Genomic DNA, 22,655 nt, shown 5'->3' with positions numbered 1-22,655 from the left:
TACTTTTTTCTATTTTACGAATATGTTATAATAATTTTTGCTGTGACTGTTTAGAAAGCAGTCACGAAGGAATGATTAGCGAGGAATCTATGAAAGAAAAAGGATTTTGGGAAGGTGTCCAGGCAGCTATGCCGACTGCCCTAGGATATGTTAGTATCGGTCTTGCCTGTGGGATTATCGGTGCGCCCTACGTAACCCCTGTCGAAATGGGCTTGATGAGTCTCTTTGTTTATGCGGGTAGTGCTCAGTTTGCTATGATAGCTTTGATTGCAGTTCAAGCGCCTGTTGCAGCCATTGCCATGACGGTATTTTTGATCAATCTACGCCTCTTTTTATTGAGCTTGCATGCGTCTACCTATTTCCGTCATACCAGTCTCTGGCACAATATCGGCATGTCTAGTATTTTGACCGATGAGACCTATGGTGTTTTGATGGGCGAGCTGGTCCATACGGACAAGGTTAATCCTATGTGGATGCACGGGAATAATCTTAATAGCTATGTCGCTTGGTTTGTGGGAACGGTTGTCGGAACGGCTCTAGGTGGTCTTTTGCCAAATCCTGAGATTTTTGGTCTTGACTTTGCCTTAGTCGGAATGTTTATCGGGATTTTTTCTTCTCAGTTCCAGATTATGCAAAAACGGATTCCCCTGCGCAACCTCTTCATCATTTTAGGAGTTGTTGCCCTTTCTTTCTTTATACTCTTGACAGTGGTGTCTCAATCGCTAGCTGTCCTATTTGCGACACTGCTTGGATGTACAATGGGGGTGATGTTAGATGGTCAGTAAGTATATTTTATTAGCAATTGTCTTTTCTGGCTTGGTGACTTGGATTCCGAGAGTGATTCCTTTCATCCTTGCTAAGTACAAGGGTTTGCCGCCTATCGTAGAGCGCTTTTTGAAATTTCTACCAGTTTCTATTATCTTTGCCTTGATTCTTTCAAGTGTGGGGACAGGAAAAGTTGGAAGTTTCCCGCAGATAAAGTGGTTAGACTTTTTAGCAGTCTTTCCAACGGCTTTTGTAGCCTTTCGTTACCGCAATCTGGTGGGAACTGTTCTCTTTGGAGTAATCTTGATAGCAGTCCTACGTTTGGTCTTTTAAATCAGCTATAAAGAAAACTTATGGCAAAGATAGAAATCATATAATTGCGTAATTGCTTTTTTTCTGTTAAGATAAGACTATATTCTATTTTGGAGGAAATATTATGAAGAAAATTATTAAATATTCATCCCTTGCTGCTCTAGGGCTTGTAGCCGCAGGTGTATTGGTAGCTTGCTCAGGCGGTGAAAAGAAAGATGCTGCATCTGGTGAAGCAACATCTAGTAAAAAAGAAATTATCGTTGTAACCAATGCTACACCAAAACCATTCAACTATGAAGAAAATGGCGAATTGACTGGTTACGAGATTGAAGTGGTTCGCGCTATCTTTAAAGATTCTGACAAGTATACTGTCAAGTTTGAGAAGACAGAGTGGTCAGGTGTTTTTGCAGGACTTGATGCTGATCGTTACCAAATGGCTGTTAGCAACATCAGCTACACTAAAGAACGTGCTGAAAAATACCTTTATGCAGCTCCAACTGCTAAAAACCCTAACGTTCTTGTAGTGAAAAAAGATGACTCTAGCATCAAATCGTTTGATGATATCGGTGGAAAATCAACAGAAGTTGTTCAAGGAACAACATCTGCTAAACAGCTAGAAGACTACAACAAACAACACTCAGATAACCCAACTATCCTTAACTACGTTAAAGGGGACTTCCAACAAATCATGGTACGTTTGAGTGATGGCCGATTTGACTACAAGATTTTTGATAAAATCGGTGTAGAGACAGTCATCAAGGACCAAGGTTTGGATAACTTGAAAGTCATCGAACTTCCAAGTGACCAACAACCTTACGTTTACCCACTTCTTGCAAAAGGTCAAGATGAGTTGAAGGCATTTGTGGACAAACGCATCCAAGAATTATATAAAGATGGAACCCTTGAAAAGCTATCTCAACAGTTCTTTGGTGGTTCTTACCTCCCAGCAGAAGCTGACATCAAATAAGTTTGTAAATCATCCATTCTCTCGTAGGTGGATGATTTTGTAACTTTTAGGCATATAGTTTCAAACTATATGTCTGCCTATCTTAAAACAATTTGCTAAATCAAATAAAGTATGAGATACTATTACGGTATTATTTTTAAAGGAGAAAGAATCATGAAAATCAAAAAATGGTTAGGCGTAGCAGCTATCGCTACAGTAGCAGGCCTTGCACTTGCAGCTTGCGGAAATTCAGAAAAGAAAGCAGACAATGCAACTACAGTTAAAATTGCGACTGTTAACCGTAGCGGTTCAGAAGAAGCACGCTGGGACAAAGTTCAAGAATTAGTTGAAAAAGACGGAATTAAATTGGAATTCACAGAGTTTACAGACTACTCACAACCAAACAAAGCAACTGCTGATGGTGAAGTAGATTTGAATGCTTTCCAACACTACAACTTCTTGAACAACTGGAACAAAGAAAACGGTAAAGACCTTGTAGCGATTGCTGATACTTACATCTCACCAATCCGTCTTTACTCAGGATTGAATGGAAGTGAAAACAAGTACACTAAAGTCGAAGACATCCCAGCAAACGGAGAAATTGCTGTACCTAACGATGCTACAAACGAAAGCCGTGCTCTTTACTTGCTTCAATCAGCTGGTTTGATCAAATTGGACGTTTCAGGAACTGCTCTTGCGACAATCGCAAACATCACAGAAAATCCAAAGAACTTGAAAATTACTGAATTGGACGCAAGCCAAACAGCTCGTTCATTGTCATCAGTAGATGCGGCTGTTGTAAACAATACTTTCGTTACAGAAGCAAAATTGGACTACAAGAAAGCACTCTTTAAAGAGCAAGCTGATGAAAACTCAAAACAATGGTATAACATCATCGTTGCGAAAAAAGATTGGGAATCATCACCTAAAGCTGATGCAATCAAGAAAATTATCGCAGCTTACCACACTGACGAAGTGAAAAAAGTCATCGAAGAAACTTCAGACGGCTTGGATCAACCAGTTTGGTAATAAACACAGGGAGGTGGGAGAGATTTTTCCACCTCTTGCTTTTATATAGAGACTAAAGAAAAGGAATATCCACTTGTATTGATTCCAAAGGTACAAGTCCTAGTAGAAAGGTAGAGAGAAAATGGTTTTCCCTAGCCAAGAAGAACAAATTGAAAAGTTTGAAAAGGATCATGTAGCGCAACATTATTTTGAAGTTTTGCGTACCTTGATTTCTAAAAAATCAGTCTTTGCCCAACAAGTCGGCCTTAAAGAAGTGGCTCGTTATCTAGGCGAAATTTTCAAGCGTGTAGGTGCAGAGGTTGAGATTGATGAGAGTTATACGGCACCCTTTGTCATGGCGCATTTCAAGAGTTCACGACCAGATGCTAAGACCATCATTTTCTACAACCACTATGATACGGTACCAGCTGATGGTGACCAAGTGTGGACTGAGGATCCTTTTACTCTTTCTGTTCGCGATGGTATTATGTACGGACGAGGAGTCGATGATGACAAGGGGCATATCACTGCACGACTCAGTGCTCTGAGAAAATACATGCAGCATCATGACGATCTCCCTGTTAACATCAGCTTTATCATGGAAGGGGCAGAGGAGTCAGCCTCTGTTGACTTGGACAAATACCTAGAAAAGCACGCAGATAAGTTACGAGGCGCTGACTTGTTAGTCTGGGAACAGGGAACCAAAAATGCCTTGGAGCAATTAGAAATCTCAGGTGGTAATAAGGGAATTGTGACCTTTGATGCCAAGGTTAAGAGTGCTGATGTGGATATTCATTCTAGCTATGGTGGTATTTTGGAGTCAGCTCCATGGTATCTCATTCAAGCTTTGACAAGTCTTCGCGCTGCCGACGGCCGTATCTTGGTAGAAGGTTTGTACGATGATGTACAAGTGCCAAATGAACGCGAGTTAGCCTTGGTGGATACCTATGCCCAAGGCAATCCAGAGGAAATCAGTCAGATTTATGGCTTGGAATTGCCACTTTTACAAGAGGAACGTACAGCCTTTCTAAAACGTTTCTTCTTTGAACCAGCACTCAATATCGAAGGGATTCAGTCAGGTTATCAAGGGCAAGGGGTTAAAACAATTTTGCCTGCAGAAGCCAGTGCTAAGTTGGAAGTTCGTTTGGTTCCAGGACTTGAACCCCATGATGTTTTGGAGAAAATCCGGAAACAACTAGACAAAAACGGCTTTGATAAGGTAGAATTGTACTATACCTTGGGTGAGATGAGCTATCGAAGTGACATGAGTGCGCCGGCCATTCTCAATGTGATCGAGTTGGCCAAGAAGTTCTATCCACAGGGCGTTTCAGTCTTGCCGACTACAGCTGGGACAGGACCTATGCATACGGTCTTTGATGCTTTAGAAGTACCTATGGTTGCCTTTGGTCTAGGAAATGCCAATAGCCGAGATCATGGTGGAGATGAAAACGTGCGAATCGCCGATTATTACACCCATATTGAATTAGTAGAGGAGCTGATTAGAAGCTATGAGTAGAGATATTATCAAGTTAGATCAGATTGATGTGACTTTTCACCAAAAGAAGAGAACTATCACAGCGGTCAAGGATGTGACCATTCACATCCAAGAAGGGGATATCTATGGAATCGTTGGATATTCTGGAGCAGGGAAATCAACCCTAGTACGGGTGATTAACCTCTTGCAAAAACCATCTGCAGGAAAAATCACCATTGATGACGATGTGATTTTTGATGGTAAGGTCACCTTGACGGCGGAGCAGTTGCGTCGTAAACGTCAGGATATCGGGATGATTTTCCAACACTTTAACCTCATGAGCCAGAAAACAGCAGAGGAAAATGTAGCTTTTGCCCTTAAACACTCTGGACTCAGCAAGGAAGAAAAGAAGGCTAAAGTAGCTAAGTTGTTGGACTTGGTGGGCTTGGCTGACCGTGCCGAAAACTATCCTTCACAACTATCTGGAGGTCAAAAACAACGTGTGGCTATTGCGCGTGCCTTGGCCAATGATCCAAAAATCTTGATTTCAGACGAGTCAACTTCAGCTCTGGATCCAAAGACAACGAAACAAATCTTGTCACTCTTGCAAGAATTGAACCGTAAACTAGGTTTGACCATTGTCCTGATTACACACGAGATGCAGATTGTCAAAGATATTGCTAACCGTGTAGCAGTGATGCAGGATGGTCGATTGATTGAAGAAGGTAGCGTTCTTGAAATCTTCTCAGATCCTAAGCAGCCATTGACTCAGGACTTTATCTCGACTGCGACAGGTATCGATGAAGCTATGGTCAAGATTGAGAAACAAGAAATCGTAGAGCACTTATCTGAAAACAGCATTTTGGTGCAACTCAAGTACGCAGGCGCTTCAACAGACGAGCCACTTTTAAATGAATTGTACAAGCACTACCAAGTAACGGCCAATATCCTTTATGGAAATATCGAAATCCTCGATGGCACTCCTGTTGGAGAATTGGTTGTGGTCTTGTCAGGTGAAAAAGAAGACTTGGCAAACGCTCAAGACGCTATCCGTGAGGCTGGTGTGCAACTAAAAGTATTGAAGGGAGGACAGTAAGATGGCAGAATTGATTAAAGCATACTTACCAAACGTCTACAAGATGGGTTGGTCTGGTCAGGCTGGCTGGGGCACAGCTATCTACTTGACTCTTTATATGACGGTTCTTTCCTTTATCATTGGAGGATTCTTGGGACTAGTTGCAGGGCTTTTCCTTGTCTTGACAGCGCCAGGTGGTGTCTTGGAAAATAAGGTCGTTTTCTGGATTTTGGATAAGATTACCTCTATCTTCCGTGCGGTGCCATTTATCATTCTCTTGGCTGTCTTGTCACCCTTTTCACACCTAATCGTAGGGACAAGTATTGGACCAAATGCGGCTATCGTACCACTATCTTTTGCAGTATTTGCCTTCTTTGCTCGTCAGGTGCAAGTAGTCTTGGCAGAGCTTGACGGAGGTGTCATTGAGGCAGCTCAAGCCAGTGGAGCTACATTCTGGGATATCGTGGGTGTTTACCTATCGGAAGGTCTACCGGATTTGATCCGTGTGACGACTGTAACCTTGATCTCACTAGTCGGTGAAACAGCCATGGCGGGAGCAGTTGGGGCTGGAGGTATCGGTAACGTAGCTATCGCCTATGGATTTAACCGTTACAATCATGATGTGACCATTTTGGCAACTATCATTATCATTTTGATTATCTTTACAATCCAATTCTTGGGAGACTTCTTGACCAAGAAATTAAGTCATAAATAAAAAAGAGCCAGCTGGCTCTCAGATTGAAGAAAAAGTTCGTTGTGGACAATTTTCTTCAATCTTTTTCTATTATTAGAGAAAATAAAAAACTCTTAATACTCTTCGAAAATCAATTTCAAACCACGTCAACGTCGCCTTGCCGTACTCAAGTACAGCCTGCGACTAGTTTCCTAGTTTGCTCTTTGATTTTCATTGAGTATAAAAAGAGCATAGAACAGCAATTCTAAGAGTTTTCACTATATGGTAACCAACCTCTATAGGGGCAATTTTTAATTATGGAAAGGGTTTGTCTACCTACTGAGAGCCGTGTGGCTCTTTTTCTATCACATTTTATCTGCGAATTTTTTACTAAGTGCTTGTCCAATCAGGGCACCAAGTAAAGCGCCGATGAGAATACTTGTGATAAAGAGGAGGATATTAGCAGGATTCGGTGCAACCATAATGCGATCGATATAGTCCTGAGATTTTCCACGAGCGATTAGAGCTGCGATATAGGCTTGAGGGGTCAACCACATGAGTAGGATGGGACCAGTAGTACCAAAGGCAAAAACTAGGAAGGAAAGAAGGTTCTTAACCTTATCTTTGTAGTGGCCAAGATGAGCGATGCCATCTGCTGCAAGACCGCAGATAATTCCTGGCAGAAAGGCTCCAGCACCATGCTTGCTCCCGAGGAAAAAGAGAGAGATAACGAGGCCAATCGTAGTAATCGCTCCAAAACGAGGCACTTTTGCTAAAAGGATCATATAGACGCTACCACCCACAAGAGCAGAAAAGGCAGGGGCGTAAAACATATTTCCAGTGTGGTCGACAAGGTTTCCTAGTAGAACACCCACTCCGATACAGAGAAAGTAGACAAGAGCAGCTACAAGGGTTGTCAAGATATTCTTTTTCATAAGTTCTCCTTCGTATATCTGATGTTATTCATTGTATCATGCCTGGCTCAGATTGTAAATGCTAGCTTGGAACTAGTATTTATTAGGAAATGTGGTAAAATAGGAAAAAATAAAAGACGAGTGGTAAGAGGATGAAGAATTTAGGAAAAGTTTTTAAAGAGCTACGAGAATCAAGAAAAATTTCCTTGAGAAAAGCAACAGGTGGACGCTTTTCAGCATCCTTATTGTCGCGTTTTGAAAATGATCAGAGTGAAATATCTGCCCCAAAGTTAATAACAGCTTTGGAGAATATTCATGCGAGTATGGAAGAATTGTTATTTTTGGCGAGAGGTTTTCATCAGGATGCCTATTCTGAATTTAGAAACAGAATAGTTGAGGTTATTGACCCTCAAGATATGACATCCTTGCGCACTCTCTACCAGAGAGAATATCAACAACTTCCTTTTTCAAAAGATAGACAGCAACACATTCTCAATGCGATTTTGATAAAATCCTATATGAAAGCTATTGATGAGACGGTTACATTGACTGCTGAGGAAGAAAGAGTCCTACATGAGTATCTATTTTCTGTTGAAATTTGGGGGCTCTATGAACTTTCATTCTTTTCCTCCTGTTCTCCTCTTTTATCAGTCCAGCTTTTGACAAAGTACACTCGGGAAATGTTACGGAAGTCAGATTTTTTGCAAGGAGTTGGTAAAAATCGAAATATGATGCACACCCTGCTCCTTAATGCTTTTATGGTCTGTATTGAAGTTGATGATTTTACCAATGCCCTTTATTTCAAAAAACAAATTGAAAAGAACTTCTTTGAAGAAAATGAAACTTATTTTCGAATAGTCTACCTATGGGCAGAAGGTTTGCTTGATAGTAGGCAAGGAAGAGCGGAGGAAGGGCAGAGAAAAATGGAGGACGCTGTCCGTATTTTCGAGATGCTTGGTTGTAGAAAATCTGCAGATTATTATAGAAGCGCTATAGAGTGTTGAGTATCTGCAACTAGATAAATTAAATTGAAACGATAGGATTGGGAAGATACTTATTAGCATTAGATGAATTCTATCGGTTTCGTTATTTGTTTAGTCTGTTGCATATATTCAAAAAATTATTCTCGAGAGATTCTTGATGCTATACTGGAGCTACCATAGTATGTGAGAAAGAAAGGAATCTATATGAAGCTATTACTAAGAAATCAAGCTTACAGAGTCTTGAGTTTATCACGATTTTTCAATGCTTTTGGTGCTTCGATTTTCAACTTGGTTTTTATCGTCTATGCATCGACTCTACCACAAGCATCTTTTGCTGTTGCTATGGCGAATATTGTCATGATTCTTCCGACTCTCTTTACAGTTTTTGTAGGGATTCGGGCAGATTACACGAGGGACAAGGTCAAATGGATGGTCTATAGTGGTTTGTTTCAGGCGGTTTTATTTTTTCTAGCAACCCTAGTTGTTCAGCAAGCTAGTTTCTTTGCCTTTTCGATCCTTTGTCTCATCAATGTTATTAGTGATGTAGCTAGTGATTTTGCTGGTGGCTTGCGAATGCCTCTTGTTAAAGAAAAAGTAGCAGAGCCAGATCTGATGGAGGCCTATTCCTTTTCGCAGTTTATTACCTACATCTCTGCGATTGGTGGGCAGGCTTTCGGAGTTTGGCTATTAGGGCTGTCGACACAGAACTTTTCGCTCGTAGCGGGAATCAATGCCATATTTTTCCTAGTGTCAGCTCTCATTCTCTTTTTAGGAAGGGCTGAATTAAGCTTATCAACTCCACTTGTTGATAGTAAATCACTGAAAAATGAGAAACTTTCTATCAAAGATCAATTTTTAACGATTTACCGAAACTTACGTCTCGTTTTTCTTAAAAGTGGACAGAAAAACTTTGGTTTTATGCTCTTTGCTATCTTGCTTATCAATGCTTTGGGTGGTGCCTTAGGTGGTATCTATAACATCTTTCTTTTAAATCATTCCTTACTGAATTTTTCCTACAAGGATGCCTTGTTTATCTTACAATTGATTACCTTATTAGCAGTTATCATCAGTAGCCTTACTGGCAATGATTATTTTGGGAAGCAATCTCTGTCTAGATTGATGATGTGGGTTACATTAGGAGCCAGTCTAGTTGGTCTATCTAATTTGTTAAACCAAGTCTTGCTCGGGATGCTTTTCGTCTTTTTTACCATGTATGTTTCTGGGAAAATTTCTCCAAAAATTAGTGCTTTGCTCATGAAAAATCTTGCTCCAGAGGTTCTCTCTCGTACCAGTAATTTTTTAGATTTGTTGTTTACTCTATCTATACCAGTGGGGACGGCCTGTTTTTCACTGGTGGCGGTATGGGATATACAGTTGACATGGGCTCTGTTTGTTGGGCTTTCCTTGCTTGCGATTCTCCTAGCTAGTCTTAACCTCAAAAATGAAATTTAGGTGTTAGTCTTCTTTTCACACTGTCGCTATCCCTTCATTTATGGTAAAATAGGACTATTAAGTTATAAAGAGGATTCCCTATGAAATTACAAAAACCAAAAGGAACGCAGGATATTTTACCTGCTGAGTCTGCCAAATGGCAGTACGTTGAAGGCTTTGCGCGTGAAATCTTCAAACGCTACAACTACGCAGAAGTACGTACCCCAATTTTTGAGCACTACGAAGTTATCAGTCGTTCTGTTGGAGACACAACCGATATCGTAACCAAGGAAATGTACGATTTTTACGACAAGGGCGATCGCCATATTACCCTCCGTCCAGAGGGAACAGCTCCAGTCGTTCGTTCTTATGTGGAAAACAAACTCTTCGCACCAGAAGTCCAAAAACCAAGTAAGTTCTACTACATGGGTCCAATGTTCCGCTATGAGCGTCCACAAGCAGGTCGCTTGCGTCAATTCCACCAGATTGGTGTGGAGTGCTTTGGCTCTAGTAATCCAGCTACAGATGTGGAAACGATTGCTATGGCAGCCCACTTCTTGAAAGCGATCGGTGTTCAAGGTGTGAAATTGCATCTTAATACTCTTGGAAATCCAGAGAGCCGTGCGGCCTACCGTCAAGCCTTGATTGACTATTTGACACCACTTAAGGAGACCTTGTCTAAGGATAGCCAACGTCGCTTGGAGGAAAATCCTCTCCGTGTTTTGGACTCTAAGGAAAAAGAAGACAAGGTGGCAGTAGAGAATGCGCCGTCTATCTTGGATTACCTTGATGAAGAAAGCCAAGCCCACTTTGCTGCTGTCCGTCAGATGCTGGAAAATCTTGGAGTAGACTATATCATCGATACCAATATGGTGCGTGGTCTGGACTACTACAACCACACCATTTTCGAGTTCATTACTGAGATTGAGGGCAATGACTTGACAGTCTGTGCGGGTGGTCGCTACGATGGTTTGGTTTCTTACTTTGGAGGCCCTGAAACTGCTGGATTTGGTTTTGGACTTGGTGTAGAGCGCCTGCTTCTCATTCTTGAAAAGCAAGGTGTGTCTCTCCCTATCGAAAACGCCCTAGATGTTTATATTGCAGTCTTGGGAGAAGGAGCAAATGTCAAGGCTTTGGAATTGGTGCAAGCCCTTCGCCAACAAGGCTTCAAAGCAGAGCGTGATTACCTCAACCGTAAGCTCAAAGCTCAATTCAAGTCAGCCGATGTCTTTGCGGCTAAGACCCTCATCACCCTAGGAGAAAGCGAAGTCGAAAGCGGACAAGTAACAGTCAAGAACAACCAAACCCGAGAAGAAGTGCAAGTGTCGCTTGAGACAATCAGCCAAAATTTCTCAGAAATCTTTGAAAAACTAGGATTTTAATAGCAGATAAACTGGTCAGGATTTTACTCCTGACCTTTTTCTTTTGCAAAATGACAAAAATCATAAACTTTTTGACAAATATGCTTGTCAAAAAGAAAAAGATGTGTTACAATATAATCAAGTTAAGAGAAAAGGAGAAAGGAACAATTATGTGGGCATTAGGATTTGTACCTCTTGTGTTTATGTTTTATCTCTATCATACCCAAAGGGTCAAGAAACTAGAGAATAAAATCAAAAGAATTGAGCAAAAACAGAAAGGAAATAAAGAAATGTCAAGATTATTAAAAGAATTGATTGGGAAAAAACCAACAATCTTTGGACAAGTTTTTGGGACAGACAATTGGGAAGTTGTAGATGTTGATGAGGAGTGGGTCAAGCTACGCCGTGTAAATAAAAAAGGAAAAGAAAAATTCAAACTACAACGCATTGAGGATATCCAAACCGTTGAATTTGACGGAAAGTAGGTGTGTGACATGCAACTAAAAAATCGTCTAAAAGAGCTTCGGGCTCGCGATGGTCTCAATCAAACCGACCTAGCCAAGCTGGCAGGGGTTTCCAGACAGACTATTAGTCTATTAGAACGGGACGAATACACCCCGTCCATTATCATTGCCCTGAAAATATCTCAAATTTTCAACGAAACAGTCGAATCGGTATTTCGCTTGGAGGAGGACGAGTGATGAACAAGTATAAAGTGATCTATTATCTATGTATAGTTGTGTTTATCGTTAATCTTTTGGCCATGATTGGAAGCCTATTTGGTTGGTTTACTATCGTTGAAAGTAAATTTCTCTTCTGGATAAATTTAGTTCTACTATTGGTCTTTAGATGGGTAGAGAGAAAGATAAAGTTTAAAGAGATCGTAAAAGGAGAAAAATTATGAAAGAATTTTTAGCAGGTTTTCAAGTAGATACTGAGAACAAAGAACTTGCAGGTGTCTGTGCAGGTATAGGAAATTATTTTAACATCCAGACCAATATCGTTCGTTTGGTGACTCTCTTCTTATTCCTCTCTTCGACGGAGATTGGGATTATAACAGTTGTTCTCTATGCTTATCTAGCAGGTTGGCTTGGGAGAGATCCTTTAGAAGAAGGGGCGAAAAAAGCAAGAAATCAAGCTATTCTCTTGTTTGCTGTTTGTTTGCTTTTGATGTCGCTTGGAGCAGAAGGTTTGACAGCTATTTTTGAATCAGGTAAAGCCTTTGGTCAGTGGTTGGCTGGATTGGTTTAGAGGGGGATGAAAATGAAAAAGAAACGTGGATTATTATTATTTTTAGCAGCTGTTGTCTTTGGAGGTTTCTTGGGCGGTTTTGTAGGGATGTATAAGGCCGGTGCCGAATCCCACGAAATTATTTTAGATGTAAAAGTCTTGATACCCTGGATATCAACTATTTGTTTACTGTTAGGTTTCATTAGCATTCTTTTGACGTTCAATTTCTTAAAGAAAAGCAGAAAATTTCATTCCTTGTATCAAGAGGAAATGGATGATGACCTGAATGAAACCTATTATGTGCAAATGTACCGGAATCTTGAGTTTGGTAACATTGCTTTTAATATTACAAACGTAGCGATTTTATTGGCTCTCTTTATTTCAGCAAGTGAAGTGGTTATACTAAATAGAAGCAATCTAACCTTATCTCTTTCTTTTTTGGGATTAGTGTTAATTTTTAATGCTCAAAAATATTTTTATAAAACCATTGCGATTGTTCGTCAGTTTGATTTGGCATTTTTCTCTACACCAAAGGATGTCATGGACTTTATCAATTCTTACGATGAAGGGGAGCGCCAGGCTAATTTGGAACAGAGTTTTCGGATTTTATTCCAATTACATCAGTATGTCTTGCCAGCTTTGTACTTTCTGATTGCTCTCTTTTCTTTACTGACAGGAGAGATTCAGTTACTAGCCTTCTTGCTCGTAGGAACAATCCATATTTATATCAATGTGATGCAGTTACCTATGGTAAAACGCTATTTTAAATAAAGGAGTTTCTATGATTCGTGTTGAAAATGTAAGCAAAAGTTTTGGGAGCAAAAAAGCTCTTCATCAGATTTCTTTTGAGATTAAGGAAGGTGAAATCTTTGGTTTTCTTGGTCCTTCTGGCTCAGGTAAAACAACCATGATCAATGTCTTGACAGGTCAGTTGACTGCAGATCAAGGTAAAACAATTTTGTTAGGTAAGAATTCTCAAGATTTAACCTCAAATGATTTGGAACAAATTGGTATTGTTAGTGATGGCAGTGGTTTTTATGAAAAGATGAGTCTTTACAAAAATCTTCTCATCTATGCTAAGTTATATGGTCTCAAGTCAGATAGAGTAAATCAGGTGCTCCAACAGGTTGGATTGGCAGATGCTAAAGATATTATCGCAGAAAAACTATCTACTGGAATGAAACAACGAATGTTCTTGGCTCGTGCCCTTCTTAATGCTCCTAAGATTCTCTTTCTAGATGAGCCAACCAGTGGCTTAGACCCTACAACATCTAAGATGATTCATACCCTACTTCAAGAATTAAAGCAGGCGGGGACAACTATCTTTCTGACCACGCATGATATGAATGAAGCAACTCTGCTTTGTGATCGCTTATCTCTTTTGAATAAGGGGAACTTAATAGAGTATGGAAGTCCGCAAGATATTATCCAGAAGTACCATGTGGATAAGAAGGTACGTGTGGTTTATAACGACGGACGAGAACAGATAGTTCCATTTGAAGAATTGCCACATTTAGACACGACAGATTTGATGGTGGTTCACTCTTGTGAGCCAACTTTAGAAGAAATCTTTATCAGATTGACAGGAGAAAAGTTAGATGTTTAGAAAATTAAATGCCCTACTATGGTTAAGATTACAAGTTCTTATCAGCAATTCAACTTTGTTGGCGACTCTATTGATGCCTTTTGGAATAACTATTCTACAAAATGAATTCTTAAATAAGAATGGAGAATTGAATATGTTTCTCCTCTCTACGAGTTTGACTATGGTCTTGAGTATGGGAAGTGGTTATATGGTATCGATTATGATGGCGGAAGATAAGGAAAAGCGCAATCTTAAATCACTCATCCTAAGTGGTGTGACAGCAACAGAATATACTTTCAGTATGCTCGTTCTCCCTATGTTGATTATGTTGCTTGGAATGATTTTACTACCAATCTATCTTAAAGTAGATCTATCAGGTTACTTATTTGCCTATGTTATCTATTTGATCCTAGCAACTATTAGTATTATTTTTCTCAACCTTCTAATCGGTGCGGTATCAGATACTCAGTCTAAAGCGCAAGTCTATAGTATCTTTCCTATGCTAATCGTCTCTTTTTTACCCATAATTGCTCTTCAAAATGATACGGTTCAAAAACTGTTGGACTATTCTTTTATCGGTCCTTTTGTAGGTCTATTAAAAGAAGGTGGAGGAGAATTGTCTCTGGGAAATCTTGGTCTTTTATTGTCATGGGTCCTTGTTCTAGGCCTAGCATGTCTCTTTGTATTGAAAAATAGTTATAAAGGAAAATAGGAGAATCTTATGAAATTACTTAAAAACATTGGCTGGTTTCTTCTAGCCTTTCTATCTTTTTTGTTTATCTATGGTACCGTTCTGAGTATGGCTGTAGAAGCTTTGAAACTAGGCGCTTCAGCTTATGCTGTTACCTTACTTTATGTGGCCTTGGCTGGAGTTTATGTATACTGTGTTTACAAATGGTATCAAAAGGCTCCTATTCATATTGAAGAGAATGGTTTTAACCGATTTATTTGGCTCCCTGCCTTGGTTTGGTTTTTATCTCTTGTTGTTCAATTTTTCTTGCCAAATGATCCTTCGGTAAATCAGCAAACAGCGACAGACCTGACCTTGGCTCAGCCACTCTTCTCATTCTTTACTATTGTTATTTTTGCTCCCCTGACGGAAGAACTCATATTTAGAGGAATGTTGGCGCGCTATCTCTTTCCTAAGCAGGACAACGTCAAGCAGACAGTACTCTTTCTTCTTGTAAGTACTATCATTTTTGCACTTGTTCATTTCCCTGGCACTCCTCAACAATTCCTAGTGTATGGTTCCCTAGGTTTGAGCTTGGGCTTAGCTTATGTCAGCAAAGGTGGTTTGGCATACAGCATTGCTTTACATGCTTTAAATAATTTAATCGGATTTTTAATGATTCTCATGCTATAATAGACTCAGGAGGAAGTCATGAAACGAGTAATATTATTAGCAGTGGTTCAGACCGTAGTTCTCTTCTTTATCGTGGGGGCACTTGGCTATGTCTTTAAAGGGGATTTCTTTTATAACAATCTAGCAGTATTTTTTGCTCCTCTTGCAGGAGTTATACGATTTGCGACGGCTTATGTGACAGAGATTGTTTTGCCCAAAAAGGCAGCAGAGATCGCTGAAAAAGGTAAAAAAGAAGGAAATAGCAAATAAAATTGGATCCAGTGAAGACTTCGCTGGATTTTTTCTTTTTAAAATGGATTCTCTCAAACTTTTCTGCTGATTTTCATGAAGAGCCTGCGCTTTTATGGTAAAATAGTAAAAGAATAATAGAGGAGAGAAATCATGAAACGTAGTATGTATGCTGGCCGTGTTCGTGCAGAGCACATTGGACAAGAAATTACCTTGAAAGGATGGGTTGCTCGCCGTCGCGACCTAGGAGGTCTGATCTTTATCGACCTTCGTGACCGTGAAGGAATCATGCAGTTAGTCATTAACCCTGAGAAAGTTTCTGCAGAAGTTATGGCAACGGCTGAAAGCCTTCGTAGTGAATTCGTTATCGAGGTGACTGGACATGTTGTAGCACGTGAGCAAGCAAATGATAAGTTGGCGACTGGAGCGGTTGAACTGAATGTTACAGCTCTTACAGTGCTTAATACAGCTAAGACAACACCATTTGAGATTAAGGATGGGATTGAGGCAAATGACGATACACGTCTACGTTACCGTTACCTTGACCTTCGTCGTCCAGAAATGTTGGAAAATCTTAAACTTCGTGCCAAGGTAACACATTCTATCCGCAACTACTTGGATGAGTTGGAATTTATCGATGTGGAAACGCCATTCCTTTCTAAGTCAACACCAGAAGGGGCGCGTGACTATTTGGTGCCATCTCGTGTCAATAAAGGGCATTTCTATGCTCTTCCTCAAAGTCCGCAGATTACAAAACAGTTGCTGATGAATGCTGGGTTTGACCGTTATTACCAAATCGTCAAATGTTTCCGTGACGAGGACTTGCGTGGAGACCGTCAGCCTGAATTTACCCAGGTCGACTTGGAAACTTCATTCCTGACTGAGCAAGAAATCCAAGACATCACAGAAGGCTTGATTGCGCGCGTGATGAAGGAAACAAAAGGGATTGAAGTAACGCTGCCATTCCCTCGTATGAAGTATGATGATGCCATGGCACTTTATGGTTCTGATAAACCTGACACTCGTTTTGAGATGTTGCTCCAAGACTTGACAGATATTGTCAAGGGTGTAGATTTCAAAGTCTTCTCAGAAGCTCCTGCCGTTAAAGCCATCGTAGTCAAAGGTGCTGCAGATAACTACTCACGTAAAGACATCGACAAGATGACAGAAGTAGCCAAGCAGTATGGTGCAAAAGGTCTTGCTTGGGTCAAGGTTGTTGATGGGGACTTAAACGGTCCAGTTGCTAAATTCTTGACTAGCATTCAAGCAGATTTGACAAACGCACTTGGTCTTGAAGATAAAGACTTGGTTCTCTTTGTAGCTGATACGCTTGACGTAGCAAATGCAACACTTGGGGCCCTTCGTGGACGTATTGCCAAAGAACTTGGCTTGATTGATAACGACAAATTTAACTTCCTCTGGGTTGTTGACTGGCCAATGTTTGAATGGTCTGAGGAAGAAGGTCGTTATATGAGTGCCCACCATCCATTTACTCTTCCTCAAGCAGATACTGCTCATGAGCTTGAAGGTGATTTGGCTAAGGTTCGTGCTATTGCCTACGACATCGTCTTGAACGGTTATGAACTCGGTGGCGGTAGCCTTCGTATCAACCAAAAAGAACTCCAAGAACGCATGTTCAAGGCCCTTGGATTCTCAACAGAAGAAGCAAATGACCAGTTTGGATTCCTTTTGGAAGCCATGGACTATGGATTCCCTCCACATGGTGGCTTGGCTATTGGGCTTGATCGTTTTGTAATGCTCTTAGCAGGAGAAGAAAATATCCGCGAAGTCATTGCCTTTCCTAAGAACAACAAGGCTAGCGACCCAATGACGCAAGCCCCATCAACAGTAGCTCTTAAACAATTAGAAGAACTCAATCTACAAGTAGAACAAGATGAAACAAACGAAGCGAACTAAGCGGTGGCGCTACTATCTGCGCCGCTTTGCTTATCAGATAAAGATGCTGCGTGTGTTACAAAGCATTTCAAAGGAAAAATATGATGAGAAGATTTCAGCTTCTCTGGTCTATGGCTTTTTATCAGCAGTAGCGGTCAATTTCTTTTTCCAACCAGGGCACGTTTACTCTAGTGGTGCGACAGGTTTGGCCCAGATCATTTCTGCGCTTAGTAACCACTGGTTTGGCTTTTATTTCCCAATTTCAGTGGCTTTCTACGCCATCAATATTCCACTCATGATTTTGGCCTGGTATCAAATTGGTCATAAGTTCACGATTTTTACCTTTATCACGGTATCCATGAGCTCGCTCTTTATCCAGTTTGTGCCAGTGGTGGTCTTGACAGAGGATCCAATCATCAATGCCCTTTTTGGGGGAGTCGTCATGGGACTGGGAATCGGCTTTGCTTTACGCCATAACATCTCCAGTGGTGGAACAGATATTGTCAGTCTGACTATTCGCAAGAAGACAGGTCGTAACGTTGGAAGCATCTCTTTCTTGGTGAACGGGACAATCATGCTGATTGCAGGTTTGACCTTTGGCTGGAAATACGCCCTTTATTCCATGATTACCATCTTTGTCTCCAGTCGTGTGACAGATGCAGTTTTCACCAAACAAAAACGGATGCAGGCGACGATTGTTACTAGCAATCCGGATGCAGTGATTGAAAAAATCCACAATAAATTACATCGTGGAGCGACTATCATTCATGATGCGGAAGGGACCTATAACCACGAGCGTAAAGCAGTTTTGATTACGGTTATCACTCGCGCCGAGTTCAATGATTTTAAACTGATTATGAAACAAGTGGATCCGACGGCCTTTGTTTCTGTTTCGGAAAATGTCCATATCCTCGGACGATTTGTCGAAGTCGAAAACTAAAGTTTTTCGGGCTATCTTCAAATTCCATTAGTGTTTTCTTGCACTAGCTTACCGACTAACTTTGTTAGTTTGCTTGCTGATAATCATTTATAATAACGAATAGAACGAAAAACCCAACTCTGGAACACATTGTCAGAGTTGGTTTTTATTTTTCAACGATTTTGTGGGCAATCAATTGACGATAGCAAATTTGTCTATTTTCCTTGGCATCGCTGATGATTTGCAGGATGGTTTCAAATGAAGTTCGGCCAAGAGCAAGGCTGTTGATATCTACATAGGCAGCTAGATTTAACCTTGGATTTACCGAGTCAAAGCTGAGGACTGGAACATCAAGTTGGTGTTCGTTGAGATAGTTACACACACCTTCAGCTAAGAGGCTATCCGTTGTGATAATAGCATCGGTCTGAGGGTCATATTTAAAGAGTTGTTTACTAAAGTTATAGCCCTTCTCTTCTAGAAACTCATCTGCAAAGAAGGTACGTTGACTGTCGAGCGGCAACTGATTTTCTTGAAGGGCTTGTTCGTAGCCTTTTAAACGATCCTGAGTTACGAAAAGTTTTTTGGTCCCCCCGATGAAGGCAATTCGGCTGCATCCTTTTTTGATGAAGTATTCTGTTGCATCATAACCAGCTTGAATATTATCGTTGTCAACCAGTGGAATAAAAGGTGACAGTGATTTCCCAAGGATGAGGAAGGGGAATTGTTCTTCTGAAACTAGTTTAACCAAGGGGTCATTTTCTTGGGCATACAAGAAAATAAGGCCATCCACACGTTTTCCGTAGACCATTTGTGAAATGGCCTTTAAACGCTCTTTTTCGTCTTTTCCAGTTGCAATCTGAATGGCATAATGATTTTCTGAAGCAACTTGTGCAATACCTCTAAGGACAGAAGGAAAGAAGGGATTTTGGTAGAAAACGTCTGAGTCATCAGGAAGAACCAATCCGATAACCTGTGTATAGCTACTTACTAGGCTTCGAGCATTGAGGTTAGGATGGTAGTTGAGTTCCTTCATAGCCTTTCGAACTCTTTTTTTAGTTTCATCACTAATCGTCGATTTGTTTTGAATCACACGTGTTACGGTTGAAGGTGAGACACCTGCAGCCTTGGCCACGTCTTTAATTGTCACGGGCATAATAATCTCCTACTTATGGTAGTCTGGATCACGGAAATGTGTTTTGTAAAAGATAGTGACCAGATATAGAACAAAGAAAATATTTTGAACGGTAATCAAGGTTGACATATTTTGGCCGAAGAGACCTAAAATCATGGCAATCAAGGTTGGCAATCCTAAACAATTCAAGATGAAATGATAGCACTCTTTATAGGTCTCAAATGAAAAGAGACGTGATTTTTTCGTAAAGTAGAGCAAGAGACTAGCACCTAAAGCGACAATGAAAAAATTGAGTCCAAATAGGAAACCAGAACCTATTACGAGAAAGAGGCTAATATAAACACGATTCTGTTGATACCAGTCTTTGGAAATGGCTTGAGTCAAACTTTCCTTGCTTTGGAAGCTCTCAGTCGTTATCGCGTGATAGCGGATGCTTGTTAATTCTTTTCCCTGTTTACTGATAAGGAGTTGCTCATCTCCAAAGTGAAGAAGCAATTCTTCAGGGAAGGTTGAGTTAGCAGGACCACCAATCTGGACAGAAGCTTGACTAGGACTAGTACCAGAGTAATGTAACTTTCCATCTATAATCTGAGCATTGCTAGCTAAATCCTGAACCACACTATCCGTCAAAGGAGTGTAGACATCATCGATGAAAGTTTCTAAAGGATAAGTTTCCTGAGAACTGTTCTGGATGGCAATAGGGATCATAGACAAGCTAATCAGGAAAATACTGGTAAAAATCAGTTGGAACCAGTTGAGACCGAAACGATGAGAGAGGGGCTTACGAAATCCCCATATACTATTAAAATAAGAAAATGGATATGGTAACATAAATCTCTTTCTATAGGCATTTTTCTATATGAGTATTATATAGAGAAATGTGTTTAATTTCAAGTGGGGCAGGTACAATGCTGGTTGAAAATAGGCTTTTGATTTGATACTCAATGAAAATTAAAGAGCAAACCAGGAAGCGAGCCGCAGGTTGCTCAAAGCACAGCTTTGAGGTTGCAGATAAAGCTGACGTGGTTTGAAGAGATTTTCGAAGAGTATAGATTGTCCACAAACAAGGAGCATTACCTCAGTAAGCTTTTATTTCTCACCAGATTATCTAAGTAAGGACAAGTTCAAAAAAGAAAAAGGGTGGCGGGGGTATATTACCCCTTGTCGCCACCGCTTGTAAGTCCTGAAACGAAGTTCTTTTGCAAGAAGAAGAAAAGTGTACAGATTGGAAGAGCGATGAGGATAGCACCTGCTGAGAAGTAGGCGATCTTCAAGTTCTTCGCATTGCTAACGAAGGTTTGTAGACCAACGGCAACTGTAAAGTATTCTTTTTCACGAAGCAAGAAACTAGAGAGGATGTAGTCTCCGAAAGGTCCCATGAAGGCCCAGAGTGCTTGTACCGCAACCATTGGGCGAACGAGAGGGAGAACGATTTGCCAGAAGCGGCGGAAGTGTCCTGCACCATCAAGTTTTGCAGACTCATCAAGAGACATTGGCACGGTGTCAAAGTAACCTTTCATCAACCAAGCATTCATAGGGATACCACCACCAACGTAGAGGAAGATGAGGAACCAGCTATGGTTAAGGGCATTCAACATGAGGGCCATAACGAAGAAGGCAGTCAAAGCAGCCATTGTTGGAACCATTTGGATAATCAAGAAGAAGACCAAACTTTGTTTACGAGCCAAGAAGTTGTAACGGCTGTAGGCGTAACCAGCAAGTACAATGATACTTGTCTGAACAACCATGGTGATCAAAGCGATGATCAAAGTATTAAGGTACCATGTACCGTACAAGGTTTCTGTAAAGAGCCCTTTGAAGTTATCAAGACTAAAGTTGACATTGCTGTCGAGTTTAAAGGCTACAACGTTACCAGCCTTGAAGGCAGACATAATCGTGATTAAAAGAGGATAGATAATGACGATTGAAAGTCCGATCAAGTAGAGGTAAGTGAGGGTTTGAGTCAGTCTACGTTTTAGTTTGATTGAGTTATTCATCTTAGACGTCCTCCATATCAAATGCGTGTAGTTTCTTGAATGCAATCATAGAAATAGAGATGACAATAATTGAAATAATCAAGGTAACGGCAGCTGCCATAGAGTATTGGGGAGCTGTACCTGTTGTCAAACGGTAGATCCATGAGATCAAGATATCGGTTGAACCAGCTCCACCACCGACACTACCAGGACCACCACCATTGAAGAGGTACATAATAGAGAAGTTGTTGAAGTTGAAGGTGTATTGGCTAATCAAAGTAGGCGCCGCAACAGCCAAAATCATTGGGAAAGTGATGCTACGGAATTTTTGCCAAGCGTTTGCACCGTCGATATAAGCTGCTTCATACAAGTCGTTTGGAATAGACTGTAGGATACCGAGAGTTAGGACATAGATATAAGGGAATCCAAGCCAACCTTGCATCATAATCAAGGCAACCTTAGTCCAAGTAGGGTCTGTTTTCCAAGGAATGAGAACGCCATCTAAGAAAGGAAGAACCTTAGCAAAAAGTGGCAAAACTTGAGTATTGATAGCACCAACACTATCGTTGAACATGTTTGAGAATGTCAAGATAGTGATGAAGGCTGGAACCGCCCAAGGTAGAAGGAAGATAACACCAAAGATACGTTTACCCTTGATGAATGGTTGGTTAGCGATAATAGCTGTAAAGATCCCGAGTACGATTTGCAAAGTAGATGCAGATAAAGCCCAGATAATAGTCCAAGAAAGGACAGAACCGAAGGCTGAACGGAAGGTACTCAAGCTCCAGATATTTGTGAAGTTAGTCAATCCAACCCAATCCAATAATTTATTTGGTGGTAAGTGTTGGAAATCGTAGTTAGTAAAGGCAATCATCAAGGTTACAATAACCGGGAAGATGATGGCAAATGTCATGGCAACGTAGGATGGAATGATAAGCAAGTAAGGGAATCCATTTTCATAGATACCTTTAATCATATCCTTAAGTGTCGATGGGACAGGGATGCCATTATTGATACGTTTTGCAATAGTGTGAGCGTCTTTAATATTGAGAATATAAAAGGCTAGATAAACAATTACAAAAATAGAGTGGAATGCACCACGAATCAACATGAAGAGAGAGTTGTCACGGCCAGGTTTTTCACCAAGCGTGATTAAGTTGCTCAATTCAGGGGCTGCAAGTGCTAGGAAATAAAGGACAAATACGATGGTTACACCAAGGAAGATAAAACCTTTGGCTTTTTGTTTATTGTAAATCTGCCCTAACCCAGGAATGATAGACAGCAGGGCTGCTTTACTAGGTTGTTGCTTTTCCATAATAACTCCTTTCATAGGATACTGCTTTTTTATAAGAAAGCTAAATTATTTGTGTCTCTATTGATAAAT

Annotated in this window: 26 protein-coding genes; 21 read left to right on the top strand and 5 right to left on the bottom strand. The window is 40.6% G+C overall.

Annotation, left to right across the window (positions count from 1 at the left end; all coding sequences use genetic code 11):
- The first annotated feature begins 89 nt into the window (after positions 1-89).
- The 7 genes from QM874_RS03890 (at position 90) to QM874_RS03860 (ending at position 6,295) form a co-directional block, all read left to right on the top strand.
- The gene (locus QM874_RS03890) at positions 90-785 is read left to right on the top strand and encodes an AzlC family ABC transporter permease (protein ID WP_414316287.1); all 696 of its coding nucleotides are present in this window, start codon (positions 90-92) and stop codon (positions 783-785) included.
- Entirely contained in the window at positions 775-1,098 is a 324-nt protein-coding gene (locus tag QM874_RS03885) for an AzlD domain-containing protein (protein WP_414316286.1), read from the top strand. Before QM874_RS03890 ends, QM874_RS03885 begins: the two co-directional genes overlap by 11 nt.
- 103 nt (positions 1,099-1,201) lie before the next feature.
- Positions 1,202-2,044: an amino acid ABC transporter substrate-binding protein gene (locus QM874_RS03880; protein WP_016466400.1), complete on the top strand. Its 843-nt coding sequence runs from the start codon at positions 1,202-1,204 to the stop codon at positions 2,042-2,044.
- Between the two features lie 153 nt (positions 2,045-2,197).
- On the top strand, positions 2,198-3,052 hold the full coding sequence (locus QM874_RS03875) for a MetQ/NlpA family ABC transporter substrate-binding protein (RefSeq protein ID WP_414316285.1): 855 nt from the start codon (positions 2,198-2,200) through the stop codon (positions 3,050-3,052).
- Positions 3,053-3,173: 121 nt separating this feature from the next.
- Positions 3,174-4,547, top strand: coding sequence for a M20 family metallopeptidase (locus QM874_RS03870; RefSeq protein WP_414316284.1), 1,374 nt, complete (start codon positions 3,174-3,176; stop codon positions 4,545-4,547).
- Entirely contained in the window at positions 4,540-5,601 is a 1,062-nt protein-coding gene (locus QM874_RS03865) for a methionine ABC transporter ATP-binding protein (RefSeq protein ID WP_414316283.1), read from the top strand. Before QM874_RS03870 ends, QM874_RS03865 begins: the two co-directional genes overlap by 8 nt.
- A gap of 1 nt (position 5,602) precedes the next feature.
- A complete protein-coding gene (locus QM874_RS03860) occupies positions 5,603-6,295 on the top strand; it encodes a methionine ABC transporter permease (protein WP_049495467.1) in 693 nt (230 codons plus the stop codon).
- Positions 6,296-6,618: 323 nt separating this feature from the next.
- Here the strand turns inward: QM874_RS03860 and QM874_RS03855 are convergent, their stop codons facing one another.
- Positions 6,619-7,188: an MptD family putative ECF transporter S component gene (locus QM874_RS03855; RefSeq protein ID WP_414316282.1), complete on the bottom strand. Its 570-nt coding sequence runs from the start codon at positions 7,186-7,188 to the stop codon at positions 6,619-6,621.
- Positions 7,189-7,319: 131 nt separating this feature from the next.
- Between QM874_RS03855 and QM874_RS03850 the strand changes: the two genes are divergently transcribed.
- From QM874_RS03850 to QM874_RS03785, 14 genes are all read left to right on the top strand, one after another.
- A complete protein-coding gene (locus tag QM874_RS03850; RefSeq protein WP_414316281.1) occupies positions 7,320-8,171 on the top strand; it encodes an Rgg/GadR/MutR family transcriptional regulator in 852 nt (283 codons plus the stop codon).
- A gap of 183 nt (positions 8,172-8,354) precedes the next feature.
- Entirely contained in the window at positions 8,355-9,602 is a 1,248-nt protein-coding gene (locus tag QM874_RS03845) for a transporter (RefSeq protein WP_414316280.1), read from the top strand.
- 80 nt (positions 9,603-9,682) lie between these two features.
- Positions 9,683-10,963, top strand: a complete 1,281-nt coding sequence (hisS, locus tag QM874_RS03840) for a histidine--tRNA ligase (RefSeq protein ID WP_414316279.1) — start codon at positions 9,683-9,685, stop codon at positions 10,961-10,963.
- Positions 10,963-11,427: a hypothetical protein gene (locus QM874_RS03835; RefSeq protein WP_414316337.1), complete on the top strand. Its 465-nt coding sequence runs from the start codon at positions 10,963-10,965 to the stop codon at positions 11,425-11,427. Before hisS ends, QM874_RS03835 begins: the two co-directional genes overlap by 1 nt.
- Positions 11,428-11,436: 9 nt before the next feature.
- Entirely contained in the window at positions 11,437-11,643 is a 207-nt protein-coding gene (locus tag QM874_RS03830; RefSeq protein WP_001176227.1) for a helix-turn-helix transcriptional regulator, read from the top strand.
- On the top strand, positions 11,643-11,846 hold the full coding sequence (locus QM874_RS03825) for a hypothetical protein (RefSeq protein WP_414316278.1): 204 nt from the start codon (positions 11,643-11,645) through the stop codon (positions 11,844-11,846). The genes QM874_RS03830 and QM874_RS03825 overlap by 1 nt, the downstream gene beginning before the upstream one ends.
- Positions 11,843-12,193 (top strand): PspC domain-containing protein, encoded by a 351-nt coding sequence (locus tag QM874_RS03820; RefSeq protein WP_414316277.1) that lies wholly within the window; start codon positions 11,843-11,845, stop codon positions 12,191-12,193. Before QM874_RS03825 ends, QM874_RS03820 begins: the two co-directional genes overlap by 4 nt.
- Before the next feature lie 12 nt (positions 12,194-12,205).
- Complete coding sequence (locus QM874_RS03815) at positions 12,206-12,943, top strand: DUF3169 family protein (RefSeq protein ID WP_414316276.1); 738 nt, start codon at positions 12,206-12,208, stop codon at positions 12,941-12,943.
- 10 nt (positions 12,944-12,953) lie between these two features.
- Entirely contained in the window at positions 12,954-13,778 is an 825-nt protein-coding gene (locus tag QM874_RS03810) for an ABC transporter ATP-binding protein (protein ID WP_414316275.1), read from the top strand.
- Positions 13,771-14,469, top strand: coding sequence for an ABC transporter permease (locus tag QM874_RS03805; protein WP_414316274.1), 699 nt, complete (start codon positions 13,771-13,773; stop codon positions 14,467-14,469). The genes QM874_RS03810 and QM874_RS03805 overlap by 8 nt, the downstream gene beginning before the upstream one ends.
- 9 nt (positions 14,470-14,478) lie before the next feature.
- A complete protein-coding gene (locus QM874_RS03800; RefSeq protein WP_414316273.1) occupies positions 14,479-15,120 on the top strand; it encodes a lysostaphin resistance A-like protein in 642 nt (213 codons plus the stop codon).
- Between the two features lie 18 nt (positions 15,121-15,138).
- A complete protein-coding gene (locus tag QM874_RS03795) occupies positions 15,139-15,369 on the top strand; it encodes a hypothetical protein (protein ID WP_075229654.1) in 231 nt (76 codons plus the stop codon).
- Between the two features lie 132 nt (positions 15,370-15,501).
- Positions 15,502-17,265 (top strand): aspartate--tRNA ligase, encoded by a 1,764-nt coding sequence (gene aspS / locus QM874_RS03790; RefSeq protein ID WP_414316272.1) that lies wholly within the window; start codon positions 15,502-15,504, stop codon positions 17,263-17,265.
- Complete coding sequence (locus QM874_RS03785; protein WP_414316271.1) at positions 17,243-18,184, top strand: YitT family protein; 942 nt, start codon at positions 17,243-17,245, stop codon at positions 18,182-18,184. The genes aspS and QM874_RS03785 overlap by 23 nt, the downstream gene beginning before the upstream one ends.
- Before the next feature lie 145 nt (positions 18,185-18,329).
- On the opposite strand, the gene QM874_RS03780 is transcribed toward QM874_RS03785, so the two are convergent.
- The 4 genes from QM874_RS03780 to QM874_RS03765 all read right to left on the bottom strand — a co-directional run bounded on the left by QM874_RS03780 (position 18,330) and on the right by QM874_RS03765 (position 22,586).
- Positions 18,330-19,316: a LacI family DNA-binding transcriptional regulator gene (locus QM874_RS03780; protein WP_414316270.1), complete on the bottom strand. Its 987-nt coding sequence runs from the start codon at positions 19,314-19,316 to the stop codon at positions 18,330-18,332.
- Between the two features lie 9 nt (positions 19,317-19,325).
- Positions 19,326-20,126, bottom strand: coding sequence for a DUF1189 domain-containing protein (locus QM874_RS03775; protein ID WP_414316269.1), 801 nt, complete (start codon positions 20,124-20,126; stop codon positions 19,326-19,328).
- Positions 20,127-20,449: 323 nt separating this feature from the next.
- Positions 20,450-21,292, bottom strand: coding sequence for a sugar ABC transporter permease (locus QM874_RS03770; protein ID WP_006149616.1), 843 nt, complete (start codon positions 21,290-21,292; stop codon positions 20,450-20,452).
- A gap of 1 nt (position 21,293) precedes the next feature.
- Positions 21,294-22,586: an ABC transporter permease subunit gene (locus QM874_RS03765; protein WP_414316268.1), complete on the bottom strand. Its 1,293-nt coding sequence runs from the start codon at positions 22,584-22,586 to the stop codon at positions 21,294-21,296.
- Positions 22,587-22,655: the final 69 nt, after the last annotated feature.

This window comes from Streptococcus infantis (genome assembly GCF_047463615.1).
Classification (GTDB): domain Bacteria; phylum Bacillota; class Bacilli; order Lactobacillales; family Streptococcaceae; genus Streptococcus; species Streptococcus infantis_X.
The sequence above is the reverse complement of the archived record's forward strand: the minus strand, read 5'-3'. Positions and strand labels throughout refer to the sequence as shown.

Coding starts and splice junctions, on each gene's coding strand:
- QM874_RS03815 (WP_414316276.1), top strand. CDS start 12,206: ATGAAAAAGAAACGTGGATTATTATTATTTTTAGCAGCTGTTGTCTTT.
- QM874_RS03780 (WP_414316270.1), bottom strand. CDS start 19,316: ATGCCCGTGACAATTAAAGACGTGGCCAAGGCTGCAGGTGTCTCACCT.
- QM874_RS03775 (WP_414316269.1), bottom strand. CDS start 20,126: ATGTTACCATATCCATTTTCTTATTTTAATAGTATATGGGGATTTCGT.
- QM874_RS03865 (WP_414316283.1), top strand. CDS start 4,540: ATGAGTAGAGATATTATCAAGTTAGATCAGATTGATGTGACTTTTCAC.
- QM874_RS03805 (WP_414316274.1), top strand. CDS start 13,771: ATGTTTAGAAAATTAAATGCCCTACTATGGTTAAGATTACAAGTTCTT.
- aspS (WP_414316272.1), top strand. CDS start 15,502: ATGAAACGTAGTATGTATGCTGGCCGTGTTCGTGCAGAGCACATTGGA.
- QM874_RS03800 (WP_414316273.1), top strand. CDS start 14,479: ATGAAATTACTTAAAAACATTGGCTGGTTTCTTCTAGCCTTTCTATCT.
- QM874_RS03810 (WP_414316275.1), top strand. CDS start 12,954: ATGATTCGTGTTGAAAATGTAAGCAAAAGTTTTGGGAGCAAAAAAGCT.
- QM874_RS03820 (WP_414316277.1), top strand. CDS start 11,843: ATGAAAGAATTTTTAGCAGGTTTTCAAGTAGATACTGAGAACAAAGAA.
- QM874_RS03870 (WP_414316284.1), top strand. CDS start 3,174: ATGGTTTTCCCTAGCCAAGAAGAACAAATTGAAAAGTTTGAAAAGGAT.
- QM874_RS03850 (WP_414316281.1), top strand. CDS start 7,320: ATGAAGAATTTAGGAAAAGTTTTTAAAGAGCTACGAGAATCAAGAAAA.
- QM874_RS03890 (WP_414316287.1), top strand. CDS start 90: ATGAAAGAAAAAGGATTTTGGGAAGGTGTCCAGGCAGCTATGCCGACT.
- QM874_RS03855 (WP_414316282.1), bottom strand. CDS start 7,188: ATGAAAAAGAATATCTTGACAACCCTTGTAGCTGCTCTTGTCTACTTT.
- QM874_RS03880 (WP_016466400.1), top strand. CDS start 1,202: ATGAAGAAAATTATTAAATATTCATCCCTTGCTGCTCTAGGGCTTGTA.
- QM874_RS03875 (WP_414316285.1), top strand. CDS start 2,198: ATGAAAATCAAAAAATGGTTAGGCGTAGCAGCTATCGCTACAGTAGCA.
- QM874_RS03825 (WP_414316278.1), top strand. CDS start 11,643: ATGAACAAGTATAAAGTGATCTATTATCTATGTATAGTTGTGTTTATC.
- QM874_RS03860 (WP_049495467.1), top strand. CDS start 5,603: ATGGCAGAATTGATTAAAGCATACTTACCAAACGTCTACAAGATGGGT.
- QM874_RS03845 (WP_414316280.1), top strand. CDS start 8,355: ATGAAGCTATTACTAAGAAATCAAGCTTACAGAGTCTTGAGTTTATCA.
- QM874_RS03830 (WP_001176227.1), top strand. CDS start 11,437: ATGCAACTAAAAAATCGTCTAAAAGAGCTTCGGGCTCGCGATGGTCTC.
- QM874_RS03765 (WP_414316268.1), bottom strand. CDS start 22,586: ATGGAAAAGCAACAACCTAGTAAAGCAGCCCTGCTGTCTATCATTCCT.
- QM874_RS03795 (WP_075229654.1), top strand. CDS start 15,139: ATGAAACGAGTAATATTATTAGCAGTGGTTCAGACCGTAGTTCTCTTC.
- hisS (WP_414316279.1), top strand. CDS start 9,683: ATGAAATTACAAAAACCAAAAGGAACGCAGGATATTTTACCTGCTGAG.
- QM874_RS03785 (WP_414316271.1), top strand. CDS start 17,243: ATGAAACAAACGAAGCGAACTAAGCGGTGGCGCTACTATCTGCGCCGC.
- QM874_RS03770 (WP_006149616.1), bottom strand. CDS start 21,292: ATGAATAACTCAATCAAACTAAAACGTAGACTGACTCAAACCCTCACT.
- QM874_RS03885 (WP_414316286.1), top strand. CDS start 775: ATGGTCAGTAAGTATATTTTATTAGCAATTGTCTTTTCTGGCTTGGTG.